The following is a 25,476-nucleotide window of genomic DNA, read 5'->3' as shown; positions in this document are numbered from 1 at the left end:
CGATGAGCTCCGACTACCTCCGCGCCTACGACGACCAGCTCCGCTCCGACGCCGAGACCCCGAGCGCCGTCTCCGTGACGCGCGAGGGGCCTCTGCGTCTGGTGACCTTCGCCGGCGGACGCGGCTTCGTCACCTACCGCGACCTCGCCGGCGCCTCCTCCGCGGAGATCGCCCGCCTGGTCGCCGCGGCCTGCGCGCACTTCGACGCCGATCCCGGCATCACCCGCGTCGAGTGGAAGACCCGCGGCCACGACGAGGCCCCCGGCCTGCACGACGCGCTCGTCGCGAACGGCTTCGCGCCGGACGAGGCCGAATCGATCATGATCGGCCCGGTCGAGGCACTGCTCTCGGACCGGCCGGTCCCGGAGGGGGTCGTCCTGCGGCGGGTCGTCGACGAGCCGGACGTCCGCGCGTTCAGCGCCATGATCGACGCCGCCTTCGAGGAGGAGGTCGACGTGTCGATCGCCGATTCGCTCGTCGCCCGCCTGGCGCGCGGCGACGGCATGGAGCTGTGGGTCGCCGAGGTCGACGGGCGCATGGCGTCCGGCGGCCGGCTCGAGCCCGTCCCGGGCACCGCCTTCGCCGGCATCTGGGGCGGAGCGACGCTGCCGGAGTACCGCGGACGCGGGCTCTACGGCCTGGTCACGGCCGCCCGCGCCGCTTCCGCACAGGCACTCGGGAAGACCCTCGTGCACAGCGACTCGACCGAGTACTCGCGGCCCATCCTGGAGCGCGCGGGCCTGGTCCGGGTGTCGACGACGACTCCGTACCGTCGACGTCGTCCGTAGTCCGCGCTCCGTGGGTTCGCGAGGATCTCGAGACGCGCGCTGAGCGCGCTACTCGATCAGCATGTCGGGGACTTCTGCTGGTCGAGTAGCCCGAAGCGGCGTATCGAGACCTGCCCGTTCGTGCGTGGAGATCTCGATACGCGCGCTGCTCCGATCAGCTCGGGGACGTGATCTCGAGCGCGATGTTGTCGGGGTCGCGGAACTCGAGGAGGCTCATGCCGCCGGCGTCCTTGATCGGCTCGTGGGCGATGCCGAGGTCGTCGAGCACGGCCGCGGCGGCCTTCAGCGCGTCGAGGTCGGGGACGGTGAAGCTGACGTGGTCGAGCCCGACCCGGTCCTCGTCGAAGCGGTCGTCGCCGGGCGCGACGGGGCGCAGGCCGAGCAGTCCGCCCGGGAACTGGTAGATCACGCCGCCGAACACGAACGCCAGCTGCTCCTTCTCCTCCGGCGACGCGTCGGCCGGCGGCGCCTCGAAGGCGACGTCGAAGCCGAAGACGGAGTCGTAGAAGGGGCGCGAGACGGCGATGTCGCGGACGGTGAGTCGGACGTGGTTGTAGTCGACAGCGGGGATCGGCACAGGGGTTCCTCTCGGCGGGGCGGGCGGAGTGCCCGTCTCCAGTTGTTCGGAGGCGGCGGGCCGCCGGTTCGGGGCTGGCGCCGCCTCCGGGGATCGGGTAGCGCGTCAGTCCAGCTCGGTCGGGCGCGCCGGCTCGGCCAGCAGGGCGCGCGCCGCCATCCCGATCACCGCGCTGTAGGTGGGGTAGGCGAAGCGGACGTTCGCGAGGGTCGCGAGGTCGACTCCGGCCGCCATCGCCGTGGTCACCGACTGCACGACCTCGATCGCGTTCTCGCCGACCGCGTGCGCACCGAGCAGCAGCTCGCGGCGCCGGTCGGCGATCAGCGTGAGGAACCCGTTCTCGCGGTCGTCGATGACGGCGCGGTCCAAATTGGAGAACGGCACCGAGGCGACGACGCACTGCGGGTCGCGCTCGCGGGCCTGCTCCTGCGTGAAGCCGACGCCCGCGTAGTCAGGGTCCGTGAATCCGCCCGCGGGCAGGAGGAACTGGGGCGTGCGCCGGTTCGCGCCGAGCACCGCGTTCTCGGCGGCGGCCTCCGCCTCGAACTGCGCCGCCTGGACGAGCATGTCGCGCCCGTTCGCGTCGCCGACCGCGAAGATGTGCGGCACGACGGTGCGGAAGTACTGGTCGGCGGGGATCGCCGAGCGGACGACCTCGATGCCCGCGTTCTCGAGTCCGAGGTCCTCGACGTCGGCGGGCCAGCCGGTGGCCATGATCACCACGTCGACCTCGGCCGTGCGGTCCTCGCCGCCCTCGCGCCACGCGATCGCGAGCGAGCCGTCGTCCTGCCGCTCGATGCCCGACACCGTCTCGATCCCGGTGCGGACGCGGACGCCCTGGCGCTCGAAGGCGGCGCCGACGTGCTCGGAGATGCTGGAGTCGGAGGTCATCAGGATCCGCGGGGCGACGTCGAGGAGCGTCACCTCGGAGCCGAAGGCGTTGAAGACGGTGACGAGCTGGGCGCCCGTGTTGCCGCCGCCGATCACGGCGACGCGGCGCGGCAGCTCGGTCAGCCCGAGCACGTCCTCCGGCACGGTCGCGAGCTCGGCGCCCGGGATCGGCAGCCGCCGCGAGTGCCCGCCGACGCAGACCATGATCGAGCGCGCGCGGATCCGCCGCCCGCTGTCGAGCACGAGGGTGCTCTCGTCGACGAAGCGGGCGCGGCCCTCGTGGATCAGGTCGACCCCCGCCTCCCCGAACCGCTGCGCCTCGCGCTTGATCGAGCGCACCAGGTCGACGCGCTCGTGCACGTGGCGCACGGTCGCGGCCCAGTCGAGGACGGGAGTGCCGATCTCGATCCCGTAGTCGCCGGCGGAGCGGGTCTCGCGCATCATCCGCGCCGTCTTCGCGAGGACGCGGGTGGGCACGCAGCCGGTGTTGACGCAGGTGCCGCCGACGCGCGCGGCCTCGAGCACGACGACGCGCGCTCCCAGCTCAGCGGCGCGGAGGGCGGCGGCCGTCCCCGCGGGTCCTGCGCCGATGACGGCGACGTCGTACTCGGCCTGCTCGGGAGTGCTGTCGGGCACGGGGACCTCCGGTTCTGGGTGTGCTCCGATCCTGCCGCTCCGCGCCCCGCTGCACCCGGCCTTGACAGCCCGCCCGCGGACCGGCGTCGCGGGCGTCCCGACGCTGAACATCGGCCGAGGACGGTTGCTCGGCGGGCGCCCGGCACGGTGGGATGACCGGGTGGGCTGCGGCGGGGGACTCGAGCGGAAGGCGCTCCGATGAGCGCCCGCACCTTCGGGGTGGAGGAGGAGTACCTCCTCGTCGACGCCGGCACGTTCCTCCCGACGCCCGCGGCGCCGCTGCTGCTCGGCTCCATGCGCGGCTCCGCTGCGGTCGCCCTGGCCGCCGAGCTCAAGGCGGAGCAGATCGAGGCGGTCGGCTCGCCCGCCCGCACGCACGACGCGCTGCTGGCCGGACTGCGCGAGGGCCGCCGCCTGGCCGACGACTCCGCCCGCGAGGTCGGCGCCCGCGCCGTCGCGGTCGCGACCAGCCCCGCCGCGTTCGAGCCGCACCTCTCGGCCGACGAGCGCTACGACCGGATGGCCGAGCGCTTCGGCCTCGTCGCCCGCGAGCAGTTCACCTGCGGCCTGCACGTCCATGTCGGGATCGGGTCGCCGGAGGAGGGGATCGCGGTCCTCGACCGGCTGCGCGGCTGGCTGCCCGCCCTCCTCGCCCTGAGCACCAACTCCCCGCTGAGTGCCGGCGTCGACACCGGGTTCGCCAGCTGGCGCTACCAGTCCTGGGGGCGCTGGCCCACCGCCGGCCCGGTCGGGATCTGGGGCGACGTCGAGCAGTACCGGAGCGTCGTCGCCTCCCTCACCTCCTGCGGCGTGCTGCTGGACGAGGGGATGCTCTACTTCGACGCCCGTCTCTCCCGCGCGCACCCGACCGTCGAGGTGCGCATCGCCGACGTCCCGCTGCACGCCGAGGACTCGGCGCTGATCGCCGTCCTGATCCGGGCGCTCGCCGAGACGGCCGTGCGCGACGCGGGCGCCGGGGTCCCGCCCGTGCCGCTGCCGACTCCGGTGATCGCCGTCTCCTCGTGGCTGGCGAGCCGCCACGGCACGACCGGCGACCTCATCGATCCGGTCGACGGCTGCCCGGCCCCCGCCTCCGCGGTACTGGCACGCCTGCTCGACCACGCGGGTCGGGCGCTGGCGGAGTCGGGCGACGAGGAGGTCGCGGCGTGCGGCGTCGAGCGGGTCCTGGCGCGGGGCACGGGCGCCGAGCGGCAGCGCGCGGTGTGGGAGCGGACGGCGTCCGCGGCCCAGGTGATCGCGGACGCGGCGGAGGCGACGCGCGCCTAGCGGCTCGCTGGTCGCGGGCTCACGGCTCGCTGGTCGCGGGCCCGGCGGTTCAGGGCTCGCTGGTCGCGGGGTCCGGTGACCCGGACTCCACCGTTCCGGACTCCTCCGCCTCGGGCTGCGGCGACTCCGGCACCAGCTGGTAGCCGCCCTCGATCGTCCCGTCCGGGCGGAGCAGGATCTGCGTGTACACCGGGGCGCCGCTGCGGAGCGTCGTGCCGCTGACCCGGAGGGGCTCCCCGGCGAAGAACGCCTCCGAGCCGGTGCAGCCGGCGAAGAAGGACGCGTCCGGGCGCTGCACGGCGAGGCACACCGTGGTGCCGTTCGGCTCGGTGATCAGCAGGCGGTCGTTCTCGGCGGTGTCGAACCCGGAGCCGTAGACCGTGGCCTCCCCGGCGAGCAGAGCGAGGCCCGGCGGGACGTCGGTGGTCGGCTCCCAGCCCTCGACGAGCGCGGCGAAGCGGTCGGCGGGATCCGCGGAGGCGGTCGGCGGGGCGACGGGGTCCGCGGGCGGAGGGAGGAGGAGCGCGGTGGGGACGATCGCGCCGACCGCGGCTCCGCCGACGATCGCGGCAGCCAGCACGAGGCGGCGGCGGCGCGGGTGCGGCGTCCGCGGGGCCGGCCGGTCGGGGTGCCCGGCGGGCGAACCCGGAGTCCCGGAGCCGGCGGTCGCCGACAGCGGGAGTGCGGTCGCGGGCAGGGGGAGAAGCGAGTCGGTCGCCGTCGCGGGATGCGCCGCGGCCGGCTGCGCTCCGGACGGCGCGGCGCCGGTCTGCGCGCCGGACCGCGTCACTCCGGGAGGCGCGTCCTCCGCCTCCAGCTCGCCGAGCCGTCGCAGCGCCTCGCGCCGCTCGTCCCGGTCGGCGCCGTCGTCGCGGGGTCGGGCCGACAGGATCCGCTCGAGATCCCTGCGCTCGTCGTCCTCGGCCTGCACTCCGTCAGTATGGCGGCGCCGGACACGGGAACGGCCCGCGACCCCCGGGACTCCGCCTTTTCAGCGGTGTCCCGGTGGCCGCGGGCCGTTCCGGTGCGGGCGTCAGCCCGACGGGTTCTCGACCGGGTCGCCCTCGGGGTCGGTGGCCGTCTCGGGGTCGACGTGCTCGGGGTCGGTGGTCTGCGGGTCCTCGGGAGTGTTCTTCTCGGTCATCGGATCCTCCTTGTCGCTGGATGCGGAACGTGCGGACAGGTTCCACGCTACGGCGGGAGCTCCGTGGAGCGCGCCCGGTTGACTCCGCCGCCCGGTGTCCGGAACCGAGGTCAGGAGCGGCGGATCCGCCCGAGCGGCCCGTCACGCTGCTTCCGGCCTCGGCTCCGGACGCCGCTCGCCTCAGCCGGCCCCTTCACCCGTGGCAGCCGCGGGCGTCCACCGCAAGGCCTGGCAGCGCTCTGTCGCGATTCGTACGCTGAACCCATCGAGCCGAGGAGCAGCAGCGCCACATGATCCGCACCACCGTCACCATCGAGGGCAAGACCTACGGGCTGTCCCAGGGGACCGACGTCGCCGAGCTGAAGCGGTCGGCGACCGAGGCGACGCAGGCCGGAGGAGGCCTCGTCGACTTCGTGATCGTGGGCAACCGCCAGGTCAGCGTCCTGATCTCGACAGGTGTTCCGGTGATCTTCGAGGAGCTCGAGGTGCCGGACGACGACCGCGACACCGGTGACGTCCACCAGCCGTGGGACGACATCGACTACCTCGACTGACCCCGTCCTCCCGTTCGCGCCGAGTCGCGGCCGGGTCCCAGACGCCTGAGGGGCGCCGCCGGCTCGACCCGGCGTCTCTCGGGCACCTCGTGCCGCGCTACTCCGCGGACTCGCTCTCGGCCAGCTCGCCCTCGACCAGCGTGCGGGCGGCCGAGGCGAGGGCCGAGCGGATGCGCTCCGCCGGCTCCTGCAGCATCGCCGCGATCGCGTCGACGTCGTGGCCGCCGGTGTGCCGGAGCAGCCAGGCCTGGCGCTCGAGCGTCGGCAGGGCGTGCAGGCGGCGGTGGAAGCCCGAGCGCAGCAGGTCGTCCTCGCGGATCGCCGCGGGGGCCTGCTCGGCGCGCTCCATCGCGGAGCCGCCGCGCTGCACGCTCGCGCGCCCGACCTCGGAGCGCATCAGGTCGAGGGCGCCCGTGTCGTCGAGTCCCTGCGGCCGTCCGCTGCGGACGGTGACCGCCGCGTGGCGGAGGGCGGCGCTCGCCGCGGAGTCCGACAGCGTGAGGCGGTAGGCGTACGCGTAGAGGCCGAAGGCGCGGTTCTCGAGGGCGCGGCCTGCGAGCAGCTCGCCCTGCTGCTGCGACTGCGTCATGCCGACGGCGGCGACGGGTCTGTCGTAGGTGGTCACGGTGACTCCTCGGCTCCGCGCGCTCCCGGTCGGGAAACGCGTCGGAGGCGATGCTAGGGAGTCGAGAACGATCGTTCTACCCTTGACTTCTCAGATTCTTTTTCGATGCGTGCGCATGGAAGCGCTTTCCCGACAACCGTCCCGGAAAGTGGAAGCGCTCTCACTCCCGCGCCGAGAGGATGCAGAACTCGTTGCCCTCCGGGTCGGCGAGCACGACCCAGGACTGCTCGCCCTGCCCGATGTCGGACCGCGTCGCCCCCAGGCCGACCAGCCGCGCGACCTCCGCCTCCTGGTCGTCCGGCACGAAATCCAGGTGCAGGCGGTTCTTTACGGTCTTGCGCTCGGGTACGTCGAGGAAGAGGAGGCTCGGCCCGCGGCCCGACGGGGCGAGCAGCTCGATGCCGTCCTCGTCCTCGTCCACGACGTCCCAGCCGAGCGCCTCCTGCCACCAGTGCCCGAGGGTCCGGAAGTCGGTGCAGTCGACGATGATCTCTTCGAGTCGGAGGGCCATGCACCGACGCTAATCGGCGCGGGGCGTGTCGGGGAAGTGCGTCCGGCGGGTCCGCGCGGCGCCGCGGCTCCGTCCGGCCGTGTCGTCCGCGGGACGGGTGCCCGTGCCGGTTCGGCACGACGGCTGGCGGCCGGAGCGGCGGCGCGGCATCCTCGACGCGGGTGCCCCCTGCGCCCGGGGACGAGGAGCAGCATGAGCACCGCACGCGAGCAGTGGGAGGCGCGCTACGCCGACTCCGATCGGATCTGGTCGGGCCGCCCGAACGCGACGCTGGTCGGGCTGGTCGGCTCGCTGCCGCCGGGCCGCGCCCTCGACCTCGGCGCCGGCGAGGGGGCGGACGCGCTGTGGCTGGCGTCGCTCGGCTGGCGCGTCACCGGGCTCGACCTCTCCGAGACGGCGCTGGGCCGGGCGCGCGCGGCCTCGGCCGAGCGGGGCGCCGACGTGGACTTCGTGCAGGCCGACCTCGCCGAGGACTGGCCGGTCGTGGGGGAGTTCGACCTGGTGACGGCGAGCTTCCTGCACTCGATGGCCGAGTTCCCGCGGATCGACGTGCTGCGGCGGGCGGCCTCCGTCGTCGCTCCCGGCGGCCGCCTCGCCGTCGTCTCGCACGCCGCGCCCCCGCCGTGGGCGAGCGGCGACGACCACCGCCACGGAGCGATGCACCTCGTCGGCCCCGAGGAGGAGCTCGCCGAGCTGGCCCTCGACCCGGCCGAGTGGACCGCGGAGCTCGTCGAGACGCGGGAGCGCGCCGTGACCGCTCCCGACGGCACGGCCGCCGTGCTCCTGGACGGCGTGCTGCTCCTGCAGAGACGCGGCTGAGCAGGCGCCGCTCGAGGACCCGCGGCCGGGCTAGCGTGGTCCGCGACCCCGACCCCGCAGGAGGCGCCGATGCCGCTCGATCCGTACCTCGCCGCTCGGCTGCCCCTCCTGGCCGGCCTCGCGTATCCGCTCGACGCCGAGCAGGCCGCCCGCATGGCCGCGTTCGAGGAGGATCCGGGGCCCTGGTCGCTGCCGGAGGGGATCGACGTCGTCGCGGAGACGGCGTCCGGCCCGCACGGACCGATCCCGCTGCGCGTGTACTCGCCCGCCGCGCCCGAGCGCGCTCTGCTCTGGGTGCACGGAGGAGGATTCGCCGCCGGCAGCGTCGACATGCGCGAGTCGCACGTCGTCGCGGCGGAGCTCGCGCACCGGGCGCGGGCCCGGGTCGTCTCCGTCGACTACCGGCTCGCCGGCCCCGACGTCCGCTACCCCGTCCCGCTCGACGACGTGCACGCCGCCTGGCGGCACCTCCGCAGCACGGAGTCCGGATCCACACCCGTCGCGATCGGCGGCGCGAGCGCGGGAGCGGCCCTGGCCCTCGGCGCGGTCCTCCGCGAGCGCGACGCCGGTGCGCGGCTGCCGGAGCACGTGCTCCTGGCCTACCCCTTCGCCCACTTCCCCAACCCCGCCGTCGACGACGCGATCGCGGCCGAGCTGCGCGAGCTGCCGCCGGTCCTCCGCTTCCCTCCGTCGAGCATCGAGGGCATGGTGCGCACCTACCTCGGGCGGATCTCCGACCTCCCCGTCGAGGCGCTGCCCGGCTCCGCGCCGCTGGCGGGTCTGCCTCCGGTCACGGTTGTCGTGAACGAGTACGACGAGCTGCGGGGGTCGGCGGAGCTGCTCCTGCGCCAGCTCGCGGAGGCGGGCGTCGCCGTGACCGGGCACCTGGCCGCCGGCATGCCCCACGGGCACCTCAACCGGACGCCGGCGCTGCCCGAGGTCGACCGCTCGCTGCACCTCTTCGCCGCCCAGCTGCGCGCGATGGGCTGAGGCGCCCGGCCCCGTTTCGTCCGCTCCGCCCCGCTCAGCTCAGGCGCGGTCGGCCCCGCCCCGTCTCACTCCGCTCAGGCGCGGTCGTGCAGGGTGACGTGGTAGCCGTCCGGGTCGGCGAAGGTGAAGGTGCGCCCGAACGGGCCGTCGATGGGAGCCGCGACGACGGGGTGCCCGTCGGCGACGAGCGCGTCGTGGATCTCCTGCACGCCGGTCGCGTGCAGCCAGATCGCGGCGCCCACACCGGGGCGGGAGGCGGAGTCGAGGTCGGTGCCGGGCGCGAGGTCGCGCAGGGCGAAGGCGATCGGAGTCGTCGCGAAGACGACGGCGTGCGGCGGGCCGGCGGGCGAGCGGACCAGGCCGAGGTACTGCTCGTAGAACGCCTGGGACGCCGCGAGGTCGCGGACCTGGAGCGAGACGAAGTCGGGGCCGGTGACGGGCATGGGGTTCCTCCTCGGTTGTGTCAGCTTTCTGACACACCGGAGCGTATGTCAGAATACTGACATGAGTCAAGACGGCATCGACCTCGAGACCTCGCTCGGCTACCTCCTCAAGGAGGCGTCGAGCGCCCTGCGCGCGGCGATGGAGGCCGTGCTCCGCCCGCTCGGGATGACGGTCACCCACTACTCCTGCCTCGAGCTCCTCGCCCAGCGGCCGGGCCTCTCGAACTCGGAGCTCGCGCGGGGCGCCTTCGTCACCCGGCAGTCGATGAACGTCCTGCTGCAGACTCTGGAGCGCGACGGCGTCGTCACCCGCCCCGACGCCGCTCCGGTCGGCAAGGCGCTCCCCGCCAGGCTCACCGAGCGCGGACGCCGGAGCCTGGCCGAGGCGTCCGCCGCCGTCCGCGGGGTGGAGCTGCGGATGCTGGAGGGGCTCGCGGAGGAGGAGCGGCAGGCGGCGGCGCGCCTGCTCCGCGGGATGATCCGGTCGCTGCGGGCGGACGACCGCACCTGAGGCCGCGCTGTTCCGCCGTCTGTAGGAACGGGCGCCGCGCGCTCGCCGGTACGGTCGCGCTCATGGCAGCAGGAGGAGCGGTGCGCCCGCTCGACGTCGGGATCGTCGGCGGCTCGATCGGCGGACTGTTCGCCTCGGCCCTGCTCGTCCGCGACGGGCACCGCGTGACGGTCCTCGAGCGGTCGGCGACGGGCCTGTCGCGGCGGGGAGCCGGGCTCGTGGCCCAGCAGGACCTGATCGACCTCCTGCACGCGATCGGCCGCGACGACGAGGCGCGGGTCGGCGTCGTCGCGCACGAGCGGATCACCCTCGACCGCTCCGGGCGCGTGATCGGCCGCGACCCCTCCCCGCAGACGCAGGTGTCGTGGGACCACCTCTACGACACGCTCCGCTCGCGGATCCCCGCCGACCGCTACCTCCTCGGCCATGCCGTCGCCGGGGTGCGCCCCTCGGTCGGGACGGACCCGGTCGTCGTCGAGCTGCGCGACGGGAGCGGCCTGGAGTTCGACGTCGTCATCGGAGCCGACGGCCTCGGATCCGTCATGCGCGCGGCGGTCGCGCCCGAGGCGCCGGGGAACCGCTACGCCGGCTACTCGACCTGGCGCGGGCTGATCCCGGAGTCGGCGCTCCCCGCCGAGGCCGCGGCGACTCTGCTCGGACGCTTCGCCTTCTACACCGCGCCCGGCGAGCACATGCTCGGATACCTCGTCCCCGGACCAGCCGGCGAGGTGGAGCCCGGCCGACGGCGCTACAACTGGGTCTGGTACCGGCCCCTCTCCGAGGACGCCCTCCGCGGAGTGATGACGGCGTCCGGCCGTCCGCCGGAGAGCGTGTCCCTCGCGCCCGGCGACCTCGCTCCCGATCTCCGCCGCCGGCTCGAGGAGGACGCGCTCGACCGCCTGCCGCCGCCCTTCGCGGCTGCCGTCCTGGCCGAGCCGCAGCCCTTCCTGCAGGCGATCGTCGACTACGTCCCGCCGCGGACGGTCCGCGGCCGGGTCGCCCTCCTCGGTGACGCCGCCGTGACGGTGCGGCCGCACACGGCCATGGGTGCGGCCAAGGCGGCGGGCGACGCGCTGGCCCTCGCCGGCTCCCTCGCGCGGCACCCGGTCGACGAGGCGCTCCAGCGCTACGAGGCCGAGCGGCTCCCCGTCGGCCGCGCCATCGCCGAGTACGGCAGGCGCGTGGGCCGCTCGATCCCGCTGCTGTCCGAGTGACCGCAGCAGCATGCGCCCGGCCGAACCCGGATCGACGGCGCGAGCCGATCCTCGGTCGGAGCGGACATGGCTCGCGCTCGCCCTTCAGCGTGCAGGGTCCGATGCGCTGCCCGGCGGCGACTCGAAGGGAAGCTGGAACGGGGGTTCGCAGCATCGCATGGTCGCCACCACGTGGCGCCGGCGCGGACGATTGCAGTCGATAGCGACGAATTAGGTTTCGGCTAGAGGTGACTATCATCGGCTAGATGTTGCCTGAGCAGAACCCCTACAGCCCTGGATCCGGTCGGCGGCCGCCCGAGCTCGTTGGTCGGACTGGCGAGCTCGAAGCGTTCGACACGATCCGCGCTCGTGTCACGCATGGAATGAGCGATCGCGGCATCGTCCTCACGGGCCTCCGCGGCGTCGGCAAGACGGTGCTGTTGAACGAGATGCACCGCATGGCGGAGTCGTTCGAGTGGCTCACGGTGCGCCTCGAGGCGCGTCGGGATGAAGGCGGCGCGCGGGCCGTACGGCGTGCCCTGGCTCGAGAGCTCGTCGTGTCCGCTCGCAAGCTCACCCGCTCGAAGCCGACGGCGCTGATGCGAGAAGCACTCGGCACGATCTCCTCGTTCAATGCGAAGGTCGGTGCAACGGGGATCGAACTCGGAGTCGCACTCAACGACGGACGTGCCGACTCCGGCGACGCTGAAGTCGACCTCCTCGAGCTCGTCGAAGACGTTTCCACCGCTCTGGGGGAGCGTCGTCGTGCCTTCGGTGTGTTCGTCGATGAGATGCAGGACCTCGATGCGGAGACGATGGGTGCGCTCATCGCCGCTCAGCATGCGGCGAACCAGCGGGAGTGGCCGTTCTACATCATCGCCGCCGGCCTCCCGAATCTCCCCCGTGTCCTCACCGAGACGCGTTCGTACGCCGAGCGCCTCTTCAACTACCGACAGATAGGCACCTTCTCTCGCGACGATGCGGCGCACGCTCTCCGAGAGCCCGCGGAGCGGCTCGGCGCTGAGTTCGCTCCCGATGCGCTCGAGATTCTCCTCGAAGCCGCAGGCGGCTACCCGTACTTCATTCAGGAGTACGGGCAGGCCGCATGGAACCTCTCCAGTCGTCTTGTCACTCTGGCCGACGCCACGGCAGCAGTGCAGTACGGGACCGAACAGCTCGATGCCGGATTCTTCCGCTCACGATGGCAGCGAGCCACGCGCTCAGAGCGACGAATGCTCCGCGCCATGGCAGCCGACGGTGAGGGACCCTCCTCCACCGCTCTCGTCACGCAGCGAATGGGTATCCCGACAACCAGCCTCGGGCCCTACCGTGCCGCGCTCATCAGCAAAGGACTGGTCTACTCACCCGAGCACGGCCAGATCGCCTTCACGGTCCCCGGCATGGCTGGATACGTCGACCGCCACCACGAGGACCTCGACGACGGGAGCCCGAGCGTCTGAAGTCGACCAGACGTCTCCTCTCTCAAGGGCTCGGAGTCCGGTCGCGTACGGGACGTCGCAGAACAGTAGGCCTGGGGAGGCATCAGGACGGAGAACCAGGGACGGCCCTGATCTTCCGGCTGGTCTCCTCAGGTGAGCCGAGGTCCGTGCTCGTCACGAGTTCATCCGCCGCCCCCGCCTGGCCGCTCCCCGCCGTCCGCCGCGCGTCCCTTGCTCCTCGACCGCGGAGACGGCACCCTCGGGTGACGGCCCACGGCGAAGGAGACGCATGGACGACGACGGACTCCTGGCTGCGCTGCTGCGGGGACGGCCGGCGACGCTGGCCGACGCGGCGGAGCTGACCCACATCGACGAGGCCGAGGTCGCCGCGGCGATCGAGCGGCTCCGCGGCCGGGGGCTCATGGGCGGCGAGGGCGAGCAGCTCGACTTCCCGGCGCCGATGGAGTGGGCGGCCGCGGCCATCGCCCGGCACACCGAGTCGGCGCGGCGGGCGGGCAGGGAGTCCCTGGACGGGATCGAGCGCGTCGTCGCGGGCCTGCCGATGCTGCTCGGCGCCTGGCGGGTCGGCGAGGACACGTCGGATCCCGTGCCGACCCTCCTCCGCCACGGGCCGCACGCGTCCGAGGACCTCTGGTTCGACCTGGTGCGCCGCGACTCCGGCTCGCTCGTGGCGGTGCTCCCGAACGTGGAGCGGTTCCTCGACCCGCCGACGGAGCGGGCGATCCGCTTCGGGCACGCGCTCGCGGCGAAGGACCGGGTGCGCGTCATCATGCCGGCCGCCGGCGCGCGCGACCCCCGGGTGCTCGCCCGGGTGGAGGCGTACCAGGCGGCGGGCGTCGAGTACCGGCTCCTCGAGAGCCCGCCGAGCTGGTTCTGGGTCGACGGCGACCACCTCGCCGTCCCGTTCGAGTGGGGCGAGACGAAGCCGACCAGCGTGCTCGGCGTGCGCCATGCGGCGCTGGCCGGTCTGGTCGAGTCGTACTTCGAGGTGCTGTGGCGGCAGGCCGCTCCGATCGGAGCGGTCGACCAGAGCTGGCTGCCGCTGCTCCGGCTGATGCGCCAGGGCGTCACGCTCGAGACCGCGTCGCATCGGCTCGGCATGAATCCGCGGACCGGCCGCCGCCGCGTGGCCGCCGCGATGGAGCACTACGGAGTGGCGACGCTCTTCGCGCTCGGCACGGCGTGGGCGGCGGACTCGCGCACCCGCGACGGCGACGCCGGTGCCGGAGAGCCGGTGCTCGATGATCCGGAGGCGCTCGAGCCGGGAGCGCTGGACGACGGCGAGATCGACCTCGCCGAGACGGTGCCGCGCGATTGAGCTCCCGCGGGACCGAGCCGTGCGGCCGACCCCTCGACGCCTTCGGGTGGCAGTGAGGAGTCGGCCGATGCGCCCGCCCGGGCACCTCTCCAGTGTCCGGACGTGACCACCGCGGGGACAAGAGCCTGTAGCGGACACGTCCGGAAGAGGACACCGCACCCGGGAGCGGATCGCCGGCGCTCCCGCTCCGGGGCGGGCGCGTGCCAGGCTTGCCGCATGGATCTCGAGGTGCGGCCGGGGCTCGTCGTCCCCGCATCGGAGCTGCAGTGGCGGTTCTCGCGCTCCTCCGGGCCCGGCGGGCAGCACGTGAACACCTCCGACAGCCGCGTGCAGCTCACCTGGAGCGTCGAGGAGTCGACGGCCCTCTCGGACGAGCAGCGCTCGCGCCTGCTCGAGCGCCTCGGGCGGCGGCTCGTCTCCGGAGCGGTCACCGTCACGGTGGCGCAGGAGCGCTCGCAGCTGCGCAACCGCGAGACGGCCCTCGAGCTGCTCCGCGGGATCATCACCGCGGCCCTCGCGCCGCCCTCCGCCCCGCGGCGCCCGACCCGGCCCACGCGCGGCTCCACCCGCCGCCGGCTCGCCGCGAAGCAGCAGCGCTCCGAGACGAAGCAGCAGCGCCGGCGGCCGCCCGGCGACTGAGCGGAGCCGGGGGTCCGTCCGGCGGGTGCGCCAGGCCGCGGTGCCCCGATCGCGCCGGACCCGGCTCAGGGAGTGAAGAACGCCTCGATCGCCGCGGTCAGGGCGACCAGGTCGTCCACGTGGGCTAGCTCGCGCGCCGAGTGCATCGAGAGCAGCGGCACTCCCACGTCGACCGTGGAGATGCCGAGCCGGGTCGCGGTCAGCGGGCCGATCGTCGATCCGCACGGCACCGAGTTGTTCGAGACGAACTCCTGGTACCCGACCCCGGCGCGCTCGCAGACGCCCGCCCACAGCGCCGCGCCGCGCGCATCCGTCGCGTAGCGCTGCGTCGCGTTGATCTTGAGCAGCGGCCCCTTCCCGGCCACCGGCTGGTTCGCGGGATCGTGCTTCTCGGAGTAGTTGGGGTGCACGGAGTGGCCCGCGTCGGCCGAGAGGCACCAGGAGGCGGCGATCGCCCGGGCGCGCTCGTCGACGCCGGCGCCGAGGGCCGTGCCGATGCGCGAGAGGACGTCCTCGAGGAACGGCCCGCTCGCTCCGGACCGGCTCGCCGAGCCGAGCTCCTCGTGGTCGAAGGCGGCGAGCACGCTGATGTGCGCGGGCGGCGCCGCGGGATCGGCGCTCGCCGCGAGGAGCGCGACGAGGCCGGCGTGCACGGAGCTGAGATCGTCCATCCGCCCGGCGGCGAGGAGCATCTCGTCGAGGCCGAAGCGGCGCGGCGCCTGCGTGTCGGCGGTGAGCAGGTCGTAGCCGGCGATGTCGGAGGCGTCGTCGAGCCCGGCGTGCGCGGCGAGCAGCTGGAGCAGGTCGACCTCGGAGGCGTCGCCGATGCCGAACACGGGGACGGTGTGCTTCTGGCGGTCGAGGGTGAGTCCCTCGTTCGCCGTGCGGTCGAGGTGGATCGCGAGCTGCGGGATCCGCAGCAGCGGGCCGGTCCGGAGCAGGCGCGTCGAGCCGTCGCGGGTGACCACGCGCCCGGCCAGCTCGAGCTCGCGGTCGAGCCAGGAGTTGAGCAGCGGGCCGCCGTAGATCTCGACGCCGGCCTGCAGCCAGCCCTTCGAACCGATCGTCGGCCGGGGCTTGAGCATGAAGCCGGGGGAGTCGGTGTGGGCGCCCAGGATGCGGAAGGGCGTGGTCGCCCCGGAGCCCTCGGGCAGGTGCCAGGCGATGATCGCGCCGTCGCGGACGACGTAGTACCGGCCGGGCCCCGCGGGCCACGCCTGCGTCTCGTCCAGCCCCGTGAATCCGGCTCCCTCGAGGCGCCGTGCCGCCTCGGCGGCCGCGTGGTACGAGGAGGGGGAGGCGGTCAGGAACTCGGCGAAGTCGGCGATGTGGTCGTCACGCGTGGTCATCCCTCCAGTGAAGCACGCGGCGCGGCCGGGACGGGGAGGGTGCCGGGGGAGCCCCTGCGGCGGCCGTCACGGCCGGGCAGGGGCACCCCGGGGCGGAGGGTCAGCGCCGGGTCAGGTCGACGTCGGCCTCCGCGGCGATCGCCTTGATCAGCGCCGAGGCGTTCTCCCCGCCGAAGCCGGCGGCCATCGCCTCGTCGATGTAGTGGCGGGCCGTCGCGACGCCGGGGACGGGTGCGCCGACGCTGTCCGCGTAGGCCTGGATCAGCCCCGCGTCCTTCTGCATCAGCGCGAGGGCGAAGGACGGCGAGTAGTCGCCGGCGACAGCCTGCTCGACCCGCTGCGGGCGTCGCACTTCCCCGTTCGAGTCCGCGACGGCCGAGGACGCGGTCATCACGGACGCGGAGTTCACGTCAGTTGCCGCGGATCTGATGAACATCCGCAGCACGATCGGGTACGTCTCGAGCAACCTCAACCAGCTCGCCCCTCGGTGGCGCCAGCGGGCGAGGGCTGATGCGCAGAAGTTGTGCGCGGGAAGAGGTGCTGAACCGCTCGTCGCCGCGTGAGGAGGGGGCGACGAGCGGTTCAGCGCTGGTCTTTCGGGTGTCGTTAGCGCACGACTCCGTCGATCTCGAAGCTGTCGAAGCTGCCGGCGAGGTACGGGTCGGGGAACTGTGACTTGCCGAGGAAGTTGCCGCTGGTGCGGCCTAGGTCCTTCGGAGCGAGCGGCATGGCGGTGTTCTGCCCGACCTGCACTCCGTTGGCGAAGATCGTTCCCGTCGTCGTGCCGTTCGTATTCGCCTTGAAGGTCACCTTGATGTCGGTCCACTGCCCAGCGGGCATCGTGAAGTTCGTCGAGATCCGTGTCTCCGCTCCATTACCGGAGGTCGTGAGGGCGAGCCCTAGCTTCCCGTCAGTCGACTTCGGCGTGAGGAACACGTACTTCTGGGTGCTGCTGCCGAAGTCGAACAGCCGGCTGAAGGTGGAGATCGAATCGACCTTCACCCTCATCGAGATGGTCAGGTCCTTCGAGCGTGACAGGATGTCCGACGGGAGCTGGGCGAAGGCCCCGTCGCTTCCGTTCAGCCGCAGCACGCTCGCCGTGCCGTCGGTGGCGGTTGCCGCCGTCCCCTTGAGCGCGAGCGCGTTGCCGTTGCCGGAGGCGTCGGGGACGGTGCCGTTCGACGATGAGTCGAAGGTGTAGGTCACCCAGTCGGCCGGGAGCGGCTGCAGGGCTTGAACGGTCACGGACACCGTGTCGGTGGTCGCAAGGACGCCGTCGCTTGCCCGGAGTGCGAACACGTAGCTGCCGGCGGTACTCACCGACGCAGACGTGCGGCGAGCAGTCGGCGACGCGAAGGTCGCGGTGGCACCGGCAGGAGCAGACTGCACGCTCCACTGCGTCGTCAGGGTTCCGTTCGGCGAGCCGAGTCCGTCGTCGGAGGCGGATCCGCTGAGCTGGATCGGATCGAGTCCGAGGGACAGCCCGGCCTGGTCGGGTCCGGCGTTGACGGTCGGCGCCGCATTCGCGCCCGGGGCGGTCGAGACCAGGTGGACGATGTACGTGCTGCCGGCGGGCGCATCGAACGGGACGCGGACCGGCGCGGGAAGCGTTCCCGCGAGAGAGGCGGGCCGGTAGACGTTGACGGTGCGCTGGCGCACGCCGTTCACGATGACCGCGTAGCTGCCCTGCGCGAGGCCGCTGACCTCCGCGATGCCGGAGTGTGCGGTGCCGGTGCGGTTGAGCATGTCCAGGCGCAGGTCGGCGCTGTTCGAGCCGACGATCGCCTGCGAGTAGGCGTCGTTCTCGAGGTCGACCGACAGCTGCTGGGTCACCAGGTTGAGGCGGCGCTGCAGGCCGTCCTTCGGGATGACGGTGGTGGAGTAGGCGTCCCGCGAGACGTCCGCTCCGTATCCGACGACTCCGAAGATCGGGTCATCGGTGACGACGTCGGCGCTGAGGGTCTGCAGGGTGCCCCACAGTCCGAGATCGCTCTCGCCGGTCATGCCCCGCCAGCCGTTGTTCAGCTTGACGTTCGCGCCTCCGCCGACCCCGAGGGTGCCGAGGTTGCCGCGCTCGGCCTGGTACGACCACGATGCGGCTCCGATGTTGGCCGGCGCGTTGCTGATCTGGCCGGAGTTGATGGTCGCGAGTCCTGCGACCTTGCCGGCGTAGTTCAGGCGCTGCAGCTCGGCGCGGCGCGCGGCGGTGATGGCCGTGGTTCCGGTCTCGAGTGCTGCGGTGTGGTTGATGTAGTCGTCCATCGTGTAGCCGGCGAGGGAGGCGCTGTACTGGAACTGCCACCAGTTCTCGCCCGTGATGGTGGTGGGGTCGGAGTACCAGTACCAGACGGGCATGCGTCCGCGGGCGGCCTCCGTCTTGGCGACGATGTCGCGCATGACGCGCAGGGCGTTCGTCTTGTCATCGTTCACATTGAGCTTGGCGAGGGTGTAGACCGCCTCCTCCCCCGTGTTGTCGTAGCTGTACTCGGAGCCGTAGGGGTAGGCGTTGGAGGAGAAGTTGGCGTACTTGATCGCCATCTTCGCTTCGATGTCGTTGGCCTGCGTGTCCAGTCCCTCGGCGCGCAATGCGGCGATGAGATCGGGTGTCGAGAGCTCACCCATGAGTCCGGTCTCCCAGTTGTAGGCGACGGGTCCCTCGTAGAGCTCCTTGAAGATCCCGTAGGCCGTCGTCAGGTACCACTGAGCGGGGTGGGCGTAGGCGATCGCGGAGGGGTTCTGCTTGGCGATGTTGTACATGCCGAAGAACGTGTTGTAGACGTGCGGGTAGGCGTAGCCGCGGTAGCCGGGCGTGGTGTTCAGGCTGCCGGGCTTCCCCTGCTCCCAGAAGTCGTAGACGGTGTACTTCGGCGCGGCGCTGGGCGACGTGTTCCCCATCAGGTTCTCCCAGACGGCCTTCTGGAGGTAGTCGTCGAGGGCCTTGATCTGGGTGGCGTCGGGCAGGGCGACGAGCTTCTCCGCGAGGAACTGGCCGTGCGGGAGTCCCCAGTCGTCGCCGAGCCCGTAGTAGCCGGCGTACTCGTTGCGGCGGCCCTGAGGGGCGTTCGTCGTGGTGGCGAGGCTGCCGTCGGGGGCGTTCATCATCCAGTCGTCGAAGGTGTAGTTGCGGATGTCGCTCGCGGAGAGTCCGTCGGACGGCTTCCACTGGGTCTTCTCGACCATGAACTTCGCATGCGTGTCGAGGAGTCCCGCGACACTGTCGATCACGGAGAACTGGAGGACGGACTGCCGCGCGGCGCCGGTCTGGTCCGTGTACGAGACGGTGACGTCGTTGGCGCCCAGCTGCGTGCGGTCGAAGGTCATCCCGTAGATCCGGTAGTCGCCGTTGCTCCGGGAGAACGTCACGACGGGGTTCGTGGGCGCTGACCCCTTGAGGTCGTTGCGGTTGCGCGCGGTGACTGACGTGATGGTGCCCTTGATCCGGAACGCCATCTCTGCGCGCCGGTCGATGGGCACGATGAGTCCGGGGACGACCGTGGTGTCGAGCAGCCCTCGATCGAACATCGTCTGCTTGAGTGCTGCGTCGTCATCGACCTTGCCGATGCGATAGGTGTAGCTCTTCGTCGCGCCCGGCGCGATGGCGACACTGGTGGAGCTGAGGTAGCCGCGGTTGGTCTTCTGGATCGCGGTGGAGTGCGGGTAGTAGATGTTGAGGCCCTTGATGTTCGAGCTCTCGTTCGCGGAGTTCCAGGCCCAGGAGGTGTTGCCGACTTCCTCGGTGCGCCAGCGGTCCTGGTACTCGAAGCCGGAGCCGGATGCGGTGTCGGCGGTCATGGCGATGAACGGGCCCTGGCCGCTGGGACGCTCGAGAGTGACGTAGGAGCCGTTCTTACCCACGTAGGAGTGTGTGAGGACCCGGGTCTCGTAGATCGAGTCGCCCTGCCTCCATAGCTCGTTGCCGGGAACGGGGACACCCCAGTCGCCGATGACGAGCTGCGTGGCCGCGGTGTTCTTGACGTCCTGCTTCCAGACCAGGGAGCCGTCGGAGGCGAGAGAGTACGTCTCGGTGACGGTGAAGCCCTTCACGCCTTCCGCGTTGGTGGAGTTCTGGTGGGTGACCGTCACACTGCTCGACGTCGCCGAGACGGTGCGGCCGTCGGCCGACTGGGAGGTCCACGCGGTCTTCCAGGGGTTCGCGCCGACACCGGTGGTCGACACTGCTCCCGTGCCGTTCGCGTAGGAGAACATCAGGTTCCCGAACCACTGGCGGTACTTGCTGTTCGTCTCGCGGGCCTGCTCCGGAGCGCTGTCCGGGTTCATCAGGTATTCGGTGTCGTGTAGGTCGCCGACGATCTTGAGCGACTGCATCGACCCGTCCGCGGCGAAGCTCGCGCGGATCTTGTCGGAGGCGAGCGTGTAGGGGTAGCTGGTGGCGGCGTCGGCGGTCTGGCCGACCACCACCGATCCTGCTGCGGCGATGACGCCGATCGTGAGTGCCGCGAGCAGCCGAGAGGCTCTGCGTGAGAGGAGGGACATGTCCTGCCTTCTTCGTCGAAGTGCGGATGCGGTGACCGGCGGCCGCCGCAGAGGAGCGAGGATCCGCCCGGCGGTGGGAGCTCGCCCGGGAATCAGGAGTGGTTCACGGGAAGCCAGATGCGCATCGACACGGGACCTCGGGATCCCCACGACCGGTACGGGGTGAGCGCCACGGTCAACGGCCGTCGGTGCGGGGTTCGAGGGATTCTGGAGAAGGGCCATTCGTGCTCGTCGCGTTCGGCGACGCTGCCGGCGAGCGTCACACGCCCCTCTCGTGCGATCGGGACCGCTCCGGCGTCCAGGGCGATGTCGTCGACGTGGGCGCCGGCGGGGAGGTCGACGGACTCGAGGCAGAGGATGTCCGGTCCGTGCTGGACGGCGACGGTGCCGCGGGTGGCATCGATCCTCTCGTCGGGCTGCACGAGGACGGGTTCGAAGGGGAGGTCGAGTTCGATCCGGTCGCCGACGCGGAAACGCCGTTCGAGGTGGAGCGTGCCGTGGAACGGTCCGGTCGGCGTCTCGGCAGCATCCCCGTCGGCGGAGACGACGACGACGTCCGCGTTCGTCGCCCAGGTCGGGATCCGCAGCGTCAGAGTCCACGGCTCGACGGGTGTGCGCGTGATGGTCACGGCGACTCGCCCCCGCTCCGGCAGGTCGCTGGAGACCTCCATCGAGACGTCTCCCTGGAGGAGAGCGGCGGAGATCGTGGCGGACGCGTACTGGTGCAGCTGCACACCCTTCGCGTCGGTGGTGGCGAGGTAGCCGGACAGCGAGGCGAAGGTGCGGGCGAGGTTGTTGGGGCAGCAGGCGACGTCGAACCACGCCGCCCGCTGACTGGAGTCCGCGCGCTTGGACTGCTCCTCCGGGGAGGACGCGACGCCCGGCTCGCGCCGGTGGAGGGTGTTCGCGTAGAAGAAGGAGCGGCCGTCCTCGGACACGGCGGTGGCGATGATGTTGTGCAGAGTGCGTTCGATCAGGTCCGCGTAGCGCGGGCGGCCGGTGGCGAGCAGCAATCTCCACGAGAGCATGATCGAGCCCACGCCGGCGCAGGTCTCGCAGTACGCGCGGTCGTTGGGTAGCTCGAAGTCGGCGCCGAACGCCTCGTCCTGGTGATGCGAGCCCATTCCACCGGTGATGTAGGTCCGGCGTGCGACTGTGGCCTCCCACTGCCGCTCGACGATCGCGAGCAGCTCGGCGTCATCAGTGTCCACGGCGACGTCGACCACCGCGGACGTGAGGTAGAGGGCGCGCACCGCGTGTCCGCGGAGGACCTTGGCCTCGCGGATCGGGACGTCGTCCTGGAAGTAGGCGCGACCGAACTCGACGTCTTCCAGGCTCTGGTGACCGCGGCGGTCCAAGAACACGCGGGCTTGCTCGAGGTAGCGCTCCTCCCCCGTGGCGCGGGCGAACTCCGTGAGCGCGACCTCGATCTCCGGATGTCCGCAGACCGTCTGGCGGCCGTCCGCCCCGAACTCCGAGCAGATGTGGTCGGCGAGACGGCGCGCGGCCTGCGTGAACCCGTCCTCACCGTGGGTGCGCAGTCGCGCGACCGCGGCCTGGAGGAGGTGTCCGGCGTTGTACAGCTCATGGCCCCACTCGAGGTCGCTGTAACGCTCAGCCTGACCGTGCCGGCCGAAGCGGGTGCCGAGATAGCCGTCGCTCTCCTGCGCACTGACGATGCGGGCGGTGAGAGCGCGGATGATCGATTCGGTCTCCGGGTCCTCACGTCCGGCGGTGTGCCAGCAGAGCCCTTCGAGGGTCTTGTAGACCTCGGAGTCGGCGAACTCGCGTCCGCGACGGCCTTCGGCGAGTCCGCCCCCGACGGCGAGCTCGAAATTGCGCAGCCATCCGGCGCGCTCCAGCCAGCCGAGGTTGTGCTCGAAGGTGGCGGTCGCGTTGACGGCGACCCGACGTCCCCAGAACCCCTCCGGGTCCAGCTGGACCCGGTCGATGGCGAGGGGTGTCAGGGTCCCGGCGGCCGGGTCAACGGGCAGGGCTGGGGAGAAGGTCATGACGGGATCTTTCACGAGTGGCGCGGGACGAGAGGAAGGACGACTGCTACTTGACGCTGCCGACGGCGAGGCCCTCACGCAGCAGCCGGAACGACAGCACGTAGACGGCCAGCAGCGGCAGCGAGGAGATGACCGCGAGAGCCATCAGCCCGGGCCAGTCGATCCCGTACCCCGACGTCTGCTGCGCGATGAGAGCGCTGATCGGGTAGTTGACCGGAGAGAGGAAGAGGTTGATCGCGAAGAGGAACTCGCCCCAGGCGACGAGGAAGATCAGCGAGCCGACCGTCGCCATGCCGTTTCGAACGATCGGGACGACGACGGCGAAGAAGGTGCGCAACCGACCGGCCCCGTCGATGGAGGCGGCCTCTTCGATGGCGTCGGGCACCGCGGCGAAGAACGGTCGCAGCAGCAGCACGGCCCACGGCAGCAACATCGCCGTATCGGCGAGGACGAGACCGGCGGTGGTGTCCAGAAGACCGAGCCTGCTGAAGATCGCGAACAGAGGGATGATGCTCGCCGTCTGCGGCACCATCTGCAGGAAGATCAGCAGCCCGAGGACGAGACCGGCGACGACGCCGTCGACGCGGCGCAGCGCGTAGGCGAACGGGACGCCGAGCGCGAGCACCAGTGCAGTGGTCCCGAGGGCGATCTGCGCCGACTGGGCGAGCGCCGTCGCGAGGGCGGGGTTCGCGAGCGCCTCCGCATAGGCGTCGAAGGAGGGCGCCGAGAGGATCGCTCCGCCGACCACGTCGCCCTGGCGCTTGAGGGAGGTGAGCACGATCCAGACAAGGGGCAGCCCGTACAGGACGTAGAGCACCACGCGTACGGTGAAGGCGACCGGCTCCCGGGTGCGGGACGGTCGCGCGACGCGGGTCGCAGCGCCGCCTCGCAGGCGGGTCAGGGGGGCGGTGAGGGTGCTCATCAGGACTCGCTCCTGGTCGATCGGACGTAGACGACGGCGAGGACCGCCACGATGGCGAGGGCGATGATGCCCGTCGCGGAACCAAGTCCGTAGTCGTGCTGGACGAAGGCCTGGGAGTAGCTGAGGTAGGGCAGCGTGGACGTCGCGTCTCCGGGGCCGCCGGCGGTCATCACGTAGATGAAGTCGAAGCTGCGGAAGGCGTAGACGACGGTCAGGATCGCCAGGATGACGGCGGTCGGCCGCGCCGCGGGGATGAGGATGCTCCGGATCTCCTGCCAGCGGCTCGCGCCGTCGACCGAGGCCGCCTCGAGGATCTCGGGGTCGATGCCCAGCAGAGCCGACCGGAAGACCAGCGCATTGAAGGGGATGACGGCCCAGGCGTTCACGATCGCGACCGAGAGCAGCGCGAACCTCGCGTCGTAGAGGAAGGGGACGCCCTCCGCCGAGAGGCCGGTCGCCCGCACGAGCGTGTTGACCAGACCCTGATCGGCGAGGAGGAACTTCCAGATGCTGCCGTTCACCACGGGCGGCATGGCCCAGATGAACACCATCATCCCCAGGAGGAAGGCACTGCCCAGCCGGGAGGAACGGAGGGCGATCGCCGCTCCGAGTCCTCCGACGACCCCGACGACCGTGACCAGGACCACGAAGGCCCCGGTGCGCAGCGTGGCGCCGCCGAGGTCGGAGCCCTGGAGCAGCGCGAGGAAGTTCTGCACTCCGACGAACGGCCAGTCCCCGTTGAGGGTTCCGGAGCTGACCTCGCTGACGCTCATCCTCATCAGCAGGTAGATGGGGTAGAGCGACAGCGCCGCGAGCAGCACTCCTCCCGGTGCGGCGAAGCCCAATCGGCCGCCGCCGACACCGGATCGTCTCCGGGTCGTGGTCGAGGTGCTGCTCACGGTCGTTCCGTTCTCTCGTCGGTCTCTGCTACTGCTGAAGCAGCGGCGTCAGGGTCGTCATCAGGTCGCCCGACAGCTGCTCGGGGGTCCCGCTACCGGCGACCGCCGCGCTCCAGGACTCACCGACGGTCTGCAGCACCTTCGCGACGTTCTCGGACGGGATCGCCGGGTCGGGCGAGGTGTGGCCGTCGTCCTGAAGGATCGCCGCGAACTGGGAAAGGATCGGATCGCTGCCGACCTTGTCGTCGGCAGCCGCGTCGGCGCGGGCGGGGATCGAGCCGAAGGCGTCGAGCAGCGTCAGCTGCCCCTGCTTCGAGAAGAACTCCTGCTCGAGGTACTCCTGCGCGAGCTCCTTGTTCTCGGAGAAGGCGCCCACGTTCTGCACCTCACCGCCGAGGTAGACGGAGCCGTCTTCACCGACGGGGATCGGCACGACCCCGTACTCGAACGCGGCGTCCTTCTCGGCCGAGGTGATCTGCCAGTTGCCGTTCACGGCGAAGGCCGTGTTCCCCGCGGCGAACTGCTGGAAGGGGACCGTCTGGTCCCACGTCGCCGCCTCCTTGGTCAGATAGCCCTTCTCGGTCCAGTCCTGCACCATCGCGAACGCGTCCTGCAGCGGCTGCTGCTCGGGTGCGGCGTAGTCCCACCCGGCACGCGAGAGCCACGGGAACGCCTGCCACTCTCCCTCGGAGTTCGCCTTGCCGGTCAGCGTGATGCCGTCCTTCCCGGCGGCCGTGGCCAACGCGAGATCCGCCTCGAGCTCCTCGAACGAGGTGGGAGCCTCGACACCCAGCTCGGTGAGGATGTCCTGGTTGTACCAGAGGCCGATCAGGTTCACGAAGCCCTGCACGCCCATGACGTCGTCACCGACCTTCTGCACGACGGCGTCAGGGAACTGCCCGGCGTCGGCGTACTGGTCCCACCACTCGTTCATCGGCTCGATGGCCTTCGCCTCGGTGAGGGTGAAGGTGTCGGCGGCGTTGTAGACGACCACATCGGGGCCGGTGCCCGTTCCCGCGGCCTGCACGAGCTTGTTCGTCAGCTGGTCGAACGGAACGTAGACGTTCTCGACTGCGACCCCCTCGTGCGTCGACTCGAAGTCCGACGCGAGCTCCTCGAGTCCGGCGGTCTGGCCGTCGACGGAGTAGTAATGCCAGACGGTCAGGGTGTCGCCGCCGTTCCCGGCCGAGGCGCCTCCTGCGGACGACGGCGTGCAACCGCTGAGGAGAAGGGCCGCAGTGGCGGCTGTGACCGCTGCGACAATGCTGATCCGGGTGCTGTGACGCCTCACGACGTGCCTCGCTTTCACTGTCTTCATTGACTCGGCCACCTGGTGCCAGGTATTTCATCGATGAAATCGAGGACCGCTGTCGGCGATAGTAGAGCCGCCGGGCCGCCTCCGTCAATATCCGCG

General features: G+C 71.7%; 23 protein-coding genes. 10 read left to right on the top strand and 13 right to left on the bottom strand.

What is annotated here, in order from left to right; translation table 11 throughout:
• The first annotated feature begins 2 nt into the window (after positions 1–2).
• Positions 3–788: a GNAT family N-acetyltransferase gene (locus C5C33_RS04630; RefSeq protein WP_104247234.1), complete on the top strand. Its 786-nt coding sequence runs from the start codon at positions 3–5 to the stop codon at positions 786–788.
• 154 nt (positions 789–942) lie between these two features.
• Here the strand turns inward: C5C33_RS04630 and C5C33_RS04625 are convergent, their stop codons facing one another.
• Complete coding sequence (locus C5C33_RS04625) at positions 943–1,365, bottom strand: VOC family protein (protein WP_104223996.1); 423 nt, start codon at positions 1,363–1,365, stop codon at positions 943–945.
• Positions 1,366–1,470: 105 nt separating this feature from the next.
• On the bottom strand, positions 1,471–2,892 hold the full coding sequence (locus tag C5C33_RS04620; protein WP_258069178.1) for an NAD(P)/FAD-dependent oxidoreductase: 1,422 nt from the start codon (positions 2,890–2,892) through the stop codon (positions 1,471–1,473).
• Between the two features lie 198 nt (positions 2,893–3,090).
• On the opposite strand from C5C33_RS04620, the gene C5C33_RS04615 reads away from it, so the two are divergent.
• Positions 3,091–4,179 carry a glutamate--cysteine ligase gene (locus C5C33_RS04615; RefSeq protein WP_104260529.1) on the top strand — a complete coding sequence of 363 codons (1,089 nt, stop codon included), beginning with the start codon at positions 3,091–3,093 and terminating at the stop codon, positions 4,177–4,179.
• A 49-nt stretch (positions 4,180–4,228) separates the two neighbouring features.
• Here C5C33_RS04615 and C5C33_RS04610 read toward each other — a convergent pair whose 3' ends face one another.
• Positions 4,229–5,110, bottom strand: coding sequence for a hypothetical protein (locus C5C33_RS04610; RefSeq protein ID WP_104260528.1), 882 nt, complete (start codon positions 5,108–5,110; stop codon positions 4,229–4,231).
• Between the two features lie 503 nt (positions 5,111–5,613).
• Here C5C33_RS04610 and C5C33_RS04605 point away from each other — a divergent pair.
• Entirely contained in the window at positions 5,614–5,877 is a 264-nt protein-coding gene (locus C5C33_RS04605) for a hypothetical protein (protein WP_104224053.1), read from the top strand.
• A 97-nt stretch (positions 5,878–5,974) separates the two neighbouring features.
• On the opposite strand, the gene C5C33_RS04600 is transcribed toward C5C33_RS04605, so the two are convergent.
• Both C5C33_RS04600 and C5C33_RS04595 read right to left on the bottom strand, forming a co-directional pair.
• Positions 5,975–6,502 carry a hypothetical protein gene (locus C5C33_RS04600; RefSeq protein WP_104232920.1) on the bottom strand — a complete coding sequence of 176 codons (528 nt, stop codon included), beginning with the start codon at positions 6,500–6,502 and terminating at the stop codon, positions 5,975–5,977.
• Between the two features lie 160 nt (positions 6,503–6,662).
• The gene (locus C5C33_RS04595; RefSeq protein ID WP_104260527.1) at positions 6,663–7,013 is read right to left on the bottom strand and encodes a VOC family protein; all 351 of its coding nucleotides are present in this window, start codon (positions 7,011–7,013) and stop codon (positions 6,663–6,665) included.
• Positions 7,014–7,205: 192 nt separating this feature from the next.
• Here C5C33_RS04595 and C5C33_RS04590 point away from each other — a divergent pair, with 192 nt between their 5' ends.
• Complete coding sequence (locus tag C5C33_RS04590) at positions 7,206–7,832, top strand: class I SAM-dependent methyltransferase (RefSeq protein ID WP_104260526.1); 627 nt, start codon at positions 7,206–7,208, stop codon at positions 7,830–7,832.
• A gap of 69 nt (positions 7,833–7,901) precedes the next feature.
• A complete protein-coding gene (locus C5C33_RS04585) occupies positions 7,902–8,822 on the top strand; it encodes an alpha/beta hydrolase fold domain-containing protein (protein WP_104260525.1) in 921 nt (306 codons plus the stop codon).
• 74 nt (positions 8,823–8,896) lie between these two features.
• Here C5C33_RS04585 and C5C33_RS04580 read toward each other — a convergent pair whose 3' ends face one another.
• A complete protein-coding gene (locus tag C5C33_RS04580) occupies positions 8,897–9,265 on the bottom strand; it encodes a VOC family protein (RefSeq protein WP_104238135.1) in 369 nt (122 codons plus the stop codon).
• A 61-nt stretch (positions 9,266–9,326) separates the two neighbouring features.
• Here C5C33_RS04580 and C5C33_RS04575 point away from each other — a divergent pair, with 61 nt between their 5' ends.
• The 5 genes from C5C33_RS04575 (at position 9,327) to arfB (ending at position 14,386) form a co-directional block, all read left to right on the top strand.
• Positions 9,327–9,776, top strand: a complete 450-nt coding sequence (locus tag C5C33_RS04575) for a MarR family winged helix-turn-helix transcriptional regulator (protein WP_104257475.1) — start codon at positions 9,327–9,329, stop codon at positions 9,774–9,776.
• A 62-nt stretch (positions 9,777–9,838) separates the two neighbouring features.
• Complete coding sequence (locus tag C5C33_RS04570; protein ID WP_219814937.1) at positions 9,839–10,990, top strand: FAD-dependent monooxygenase; 1,152 nt, start codon at positions 9,839–9,841, stop codon at positions 10,988–10,990.
• Between the two features lie 245 nt (positions 10,991–11,235).
• Positions 11,236–12,429 carry an ATP-binding protein gene (locus C5C33_RS04565; protein ID WP_104225860.1) on the top strand — a complete coding sequence of 398 codons (1,194 nt, stop codon included), beginning with the start codon at positions 11,236–11,238 and terminating at the stop codon, positions 12,427–12,429.
• 268 nt (positions 12,430–12,697) lie between these two features.
• The gene (locus tag C5C33_RS04560) at positions 12,698–13,747 is read left to right on the top strand and encodes a hypothetical protein (protein WP_104225861.1); all 1,050 of its coding nucleotides are present in this window, start codon (positions 12,698–12,700) and stop codon (positions 13,745–13,747) included.
• Between the two features lie 216 nt (positions 13,748–13,963).
• Entirely contained in the window at positions 13,964–14,386 is a 423-nt protein-coding gene (gene arfB / locus C5C33_RS04555; RefSeq protein WP_104224044.1) for an alternative ribosome rescue aminoacyl-tRNA hydrolase ArfB, read from the top strand.
• 65 nt (positions 14,387–14,451) lie between these two features.
• Here the strand turns inward: arfB and C5C33_RS04550 are convergent, their stop codons facing one another.
• The 7 genes from C5C33_RS04550 to C5C33_RS04520 form a co-directional block, all read right to left on the bottom strand.
• A complete protein-coding gene (locus C5C33_RS04550; protein ID WP_104260523.1) occupies positions 14,452–15,735 on the bottom strand; it encodes a M18 family aminopeptidase in 1,284 nt (427 codons plus the stop codon).
• A 100-nt stretch (positions 15,736–15,835) separates the two neighbouring features.
• On the bottom strand, positions 15,836–16,171 hold the full coding sequence (locus tag C5C33_RS04545) for an NAD-binding protein (protein WP_146078797.1): 336 nt from the start codon (positions 16,169–16,171) through the stop codon (positions 15,836–15,838).
• 170 nt (positions 16,172–16,341) lie between these two features.
• Entirely contained in the window at positions 16,342–20,229 is a 3,888-nt protein-coding gene (locus C5C33_RS04540; protein WP_104257467.1) for a DUF5695 domain-containing protein, read from the bottom strand.
• A 92-nt stretch (positions 20,230–20,321) separates the two neighbouring features.
• Positions 20,322–22,241 (bottom strand): glycoside hydrolase family 127 protein, encoded by a 1,920-nt coding sequence (locus C5C33_RS04535; protein ID WP_104225865.1) that lies wholly within the window; start codon positions 22,239–22,241, stop codon positions 20,322–20,324.
• 46 nt (positions 22,242–22,287) lie between these two features.
• Positions 22,288–23,163: a carbohydrate ABC transporter permease gene (locus C5C33_RS04530; protein ID WP_104224039.1), complete on the bottom strand. Its 876-nt coding sequence runs from the start codon at positions 23,161–23,163 to the stop codon at positions 22,288–22,290.
• Complete coding sequence (locus C5C33_RS04525) at positions 23,163–24,062, bottom strand: carbohydrate ABC transporter permease (protein WP_104247247.1); 900 nt, start codon at positions 24,060–24,062, stop codon at positions 23,163–23,165. Before C5C33_RS04525 ends, C5C33_RS04530 begins: the two co-directional genes overlap by 1 nt.
• Before the next feature lie 28 nt (positions 24,063–24,090).
• Positions 24,091–25,353, bottom strand: coding sequence for an extracellular solute-binding protein (locus C5C33_RS04520; protein ID WP_181067754.1), 1,263 nt, complete (start codon positions 25,351–25,353; stop codon positions 24,091–24,093).
• Between the last annotated feature and the right edge of the window lie 123 nt (positions 25,354–25,476).

Source organism: Rathayibacter sp. AY1H3 (assembly GCF_002932015.1).
This window is presented reverse-complemented; position numbering and strand designations above follow the sequence as displayed.

Excerpts from the sequence above, each read along its gene's own strand:
- C5C33_RS04630 (WP_104247234.1), top strand. The coding sequence starts at position 3 with ATGAGCTCCGACTACCTCCGCGCCTACGACGACCAGCTCCGCTCCGAC.
- C5C33_RS04615 (WP_104260529.1), top strand. The coding sequence starts at position 3,091 with ATGAGCGCCCGCACCTTCGGGGTGGAGGAGGAGTACCTCCTCGTCGAC.
- C5C33_RS04605 (WP_104224053.1), top strand. The coding sequence starts at position 5,614 with ATGATCCGCACCACCGTCACCATCGAGGGCAAGACCTACGGGCTGTCC.
- C5C33_RS04595 (WP_104260527.1), bottom strand. The coding sequence starts at position 7,013 with ATGGCCCTCCGACTCGAAGAGATCATCGTCGACTGCACCGACTTCCGG.
- C5C33_RS04590 (WP_104260526.1), top strand. The coding sequence starts at position 7,206 with ATGAGCACCGCACGCGAGCAGTGGGAGGCGCGCTACGCCGACTCCGAT.
- C5C33_RS04585 (WP_104260525.1), top strand. The coding sequence starts at position 7,902 with ATGCCGCTCGATCCGTACCTCGCCGCTCGGCTGCCCCTCCTGGCCGGC.
- C5C33_RS04580 (WP_104238135.1), bottom strand. The coding sequence starts at position 9,265 with ATGCCCGTCACCGGCCCCGACTTCGTCTCGCTCCAGGTCCGCGACCTC.
- C5C33_RS04575 (WP_104257475.1), top strand. The coding sequence starts at position 9,327 with ATGAGTCAAGACGGCATCGACCTCGAGACCTCGCTCGGCTACCTCCTC.
- C5C33_RS04570 (WP_219814937.1), top strand. The coding sequence starts at position 9,839 with ATGGCAGCAGGAGGAGCGGTGCGCCCGCTCGACGTCGGGATCGTCGGC.
- C5C33_RS04565 (WP_104225860.1), top strand. The coding sequence starts at position 11,236 with ATGTTGCCTGAGCAGAACCCCTACAGCCCTGGATCCGGTCGGCGGCCG.
- C5C33_RS04560 (WP_104225861.1), top strand. The coding sequence starts at position 12,698 with ATGGACGACGACGGACTCCTGGCTGCGCTGCTGCGGGGACGGCCGGCG.
- arfB (WP_104224044.1), top strand. The coding sequence starts at position 13,964 with ATGGATCTCGAGGTGCGGCCGGGGCTCGTCGTCCCCGCATCGGAGCTG.
- C5C33_RS04550 (WP_104260523.1), bottom strand. The coding sequence starts at position 15,735 with ATGACCACGCGTGACGACCACATCGCCGACTTCGCCGAGTTCCTGACC.
- C5C33_RS04545 (WP_146078797.1), bottom strand. The coding sequence starts at position 16,171 with ATGTTCATCAGATCCGCGGCAACTGACGTGAACTCCGCGTCCGTGATG.
- C5C33_RS04540 (WP_104257467.1), bottom strand. The coding sequence starts at position 20,229 with ATGTCCCTCCTCTCACGCAGAGCCTCTCGGCTGCTCGCGGCACTCACG.
- C5C33_RS04535 (WP_104225865.1), bottom strand. The coding sequence starts at position 22,241 with ATGACCTTCTCCCCAGCCCTGCCCGTTGACCCGGCCGCCGGGACCCTG.
- C5C33_RS04530 (WP_104224039.1), bottom strand. The coding sequence starts at position 23,163 with ATGAGCACCCTCACCGCCCCCCTGACCCGCCTGCGAGGCGGCGCTGCG.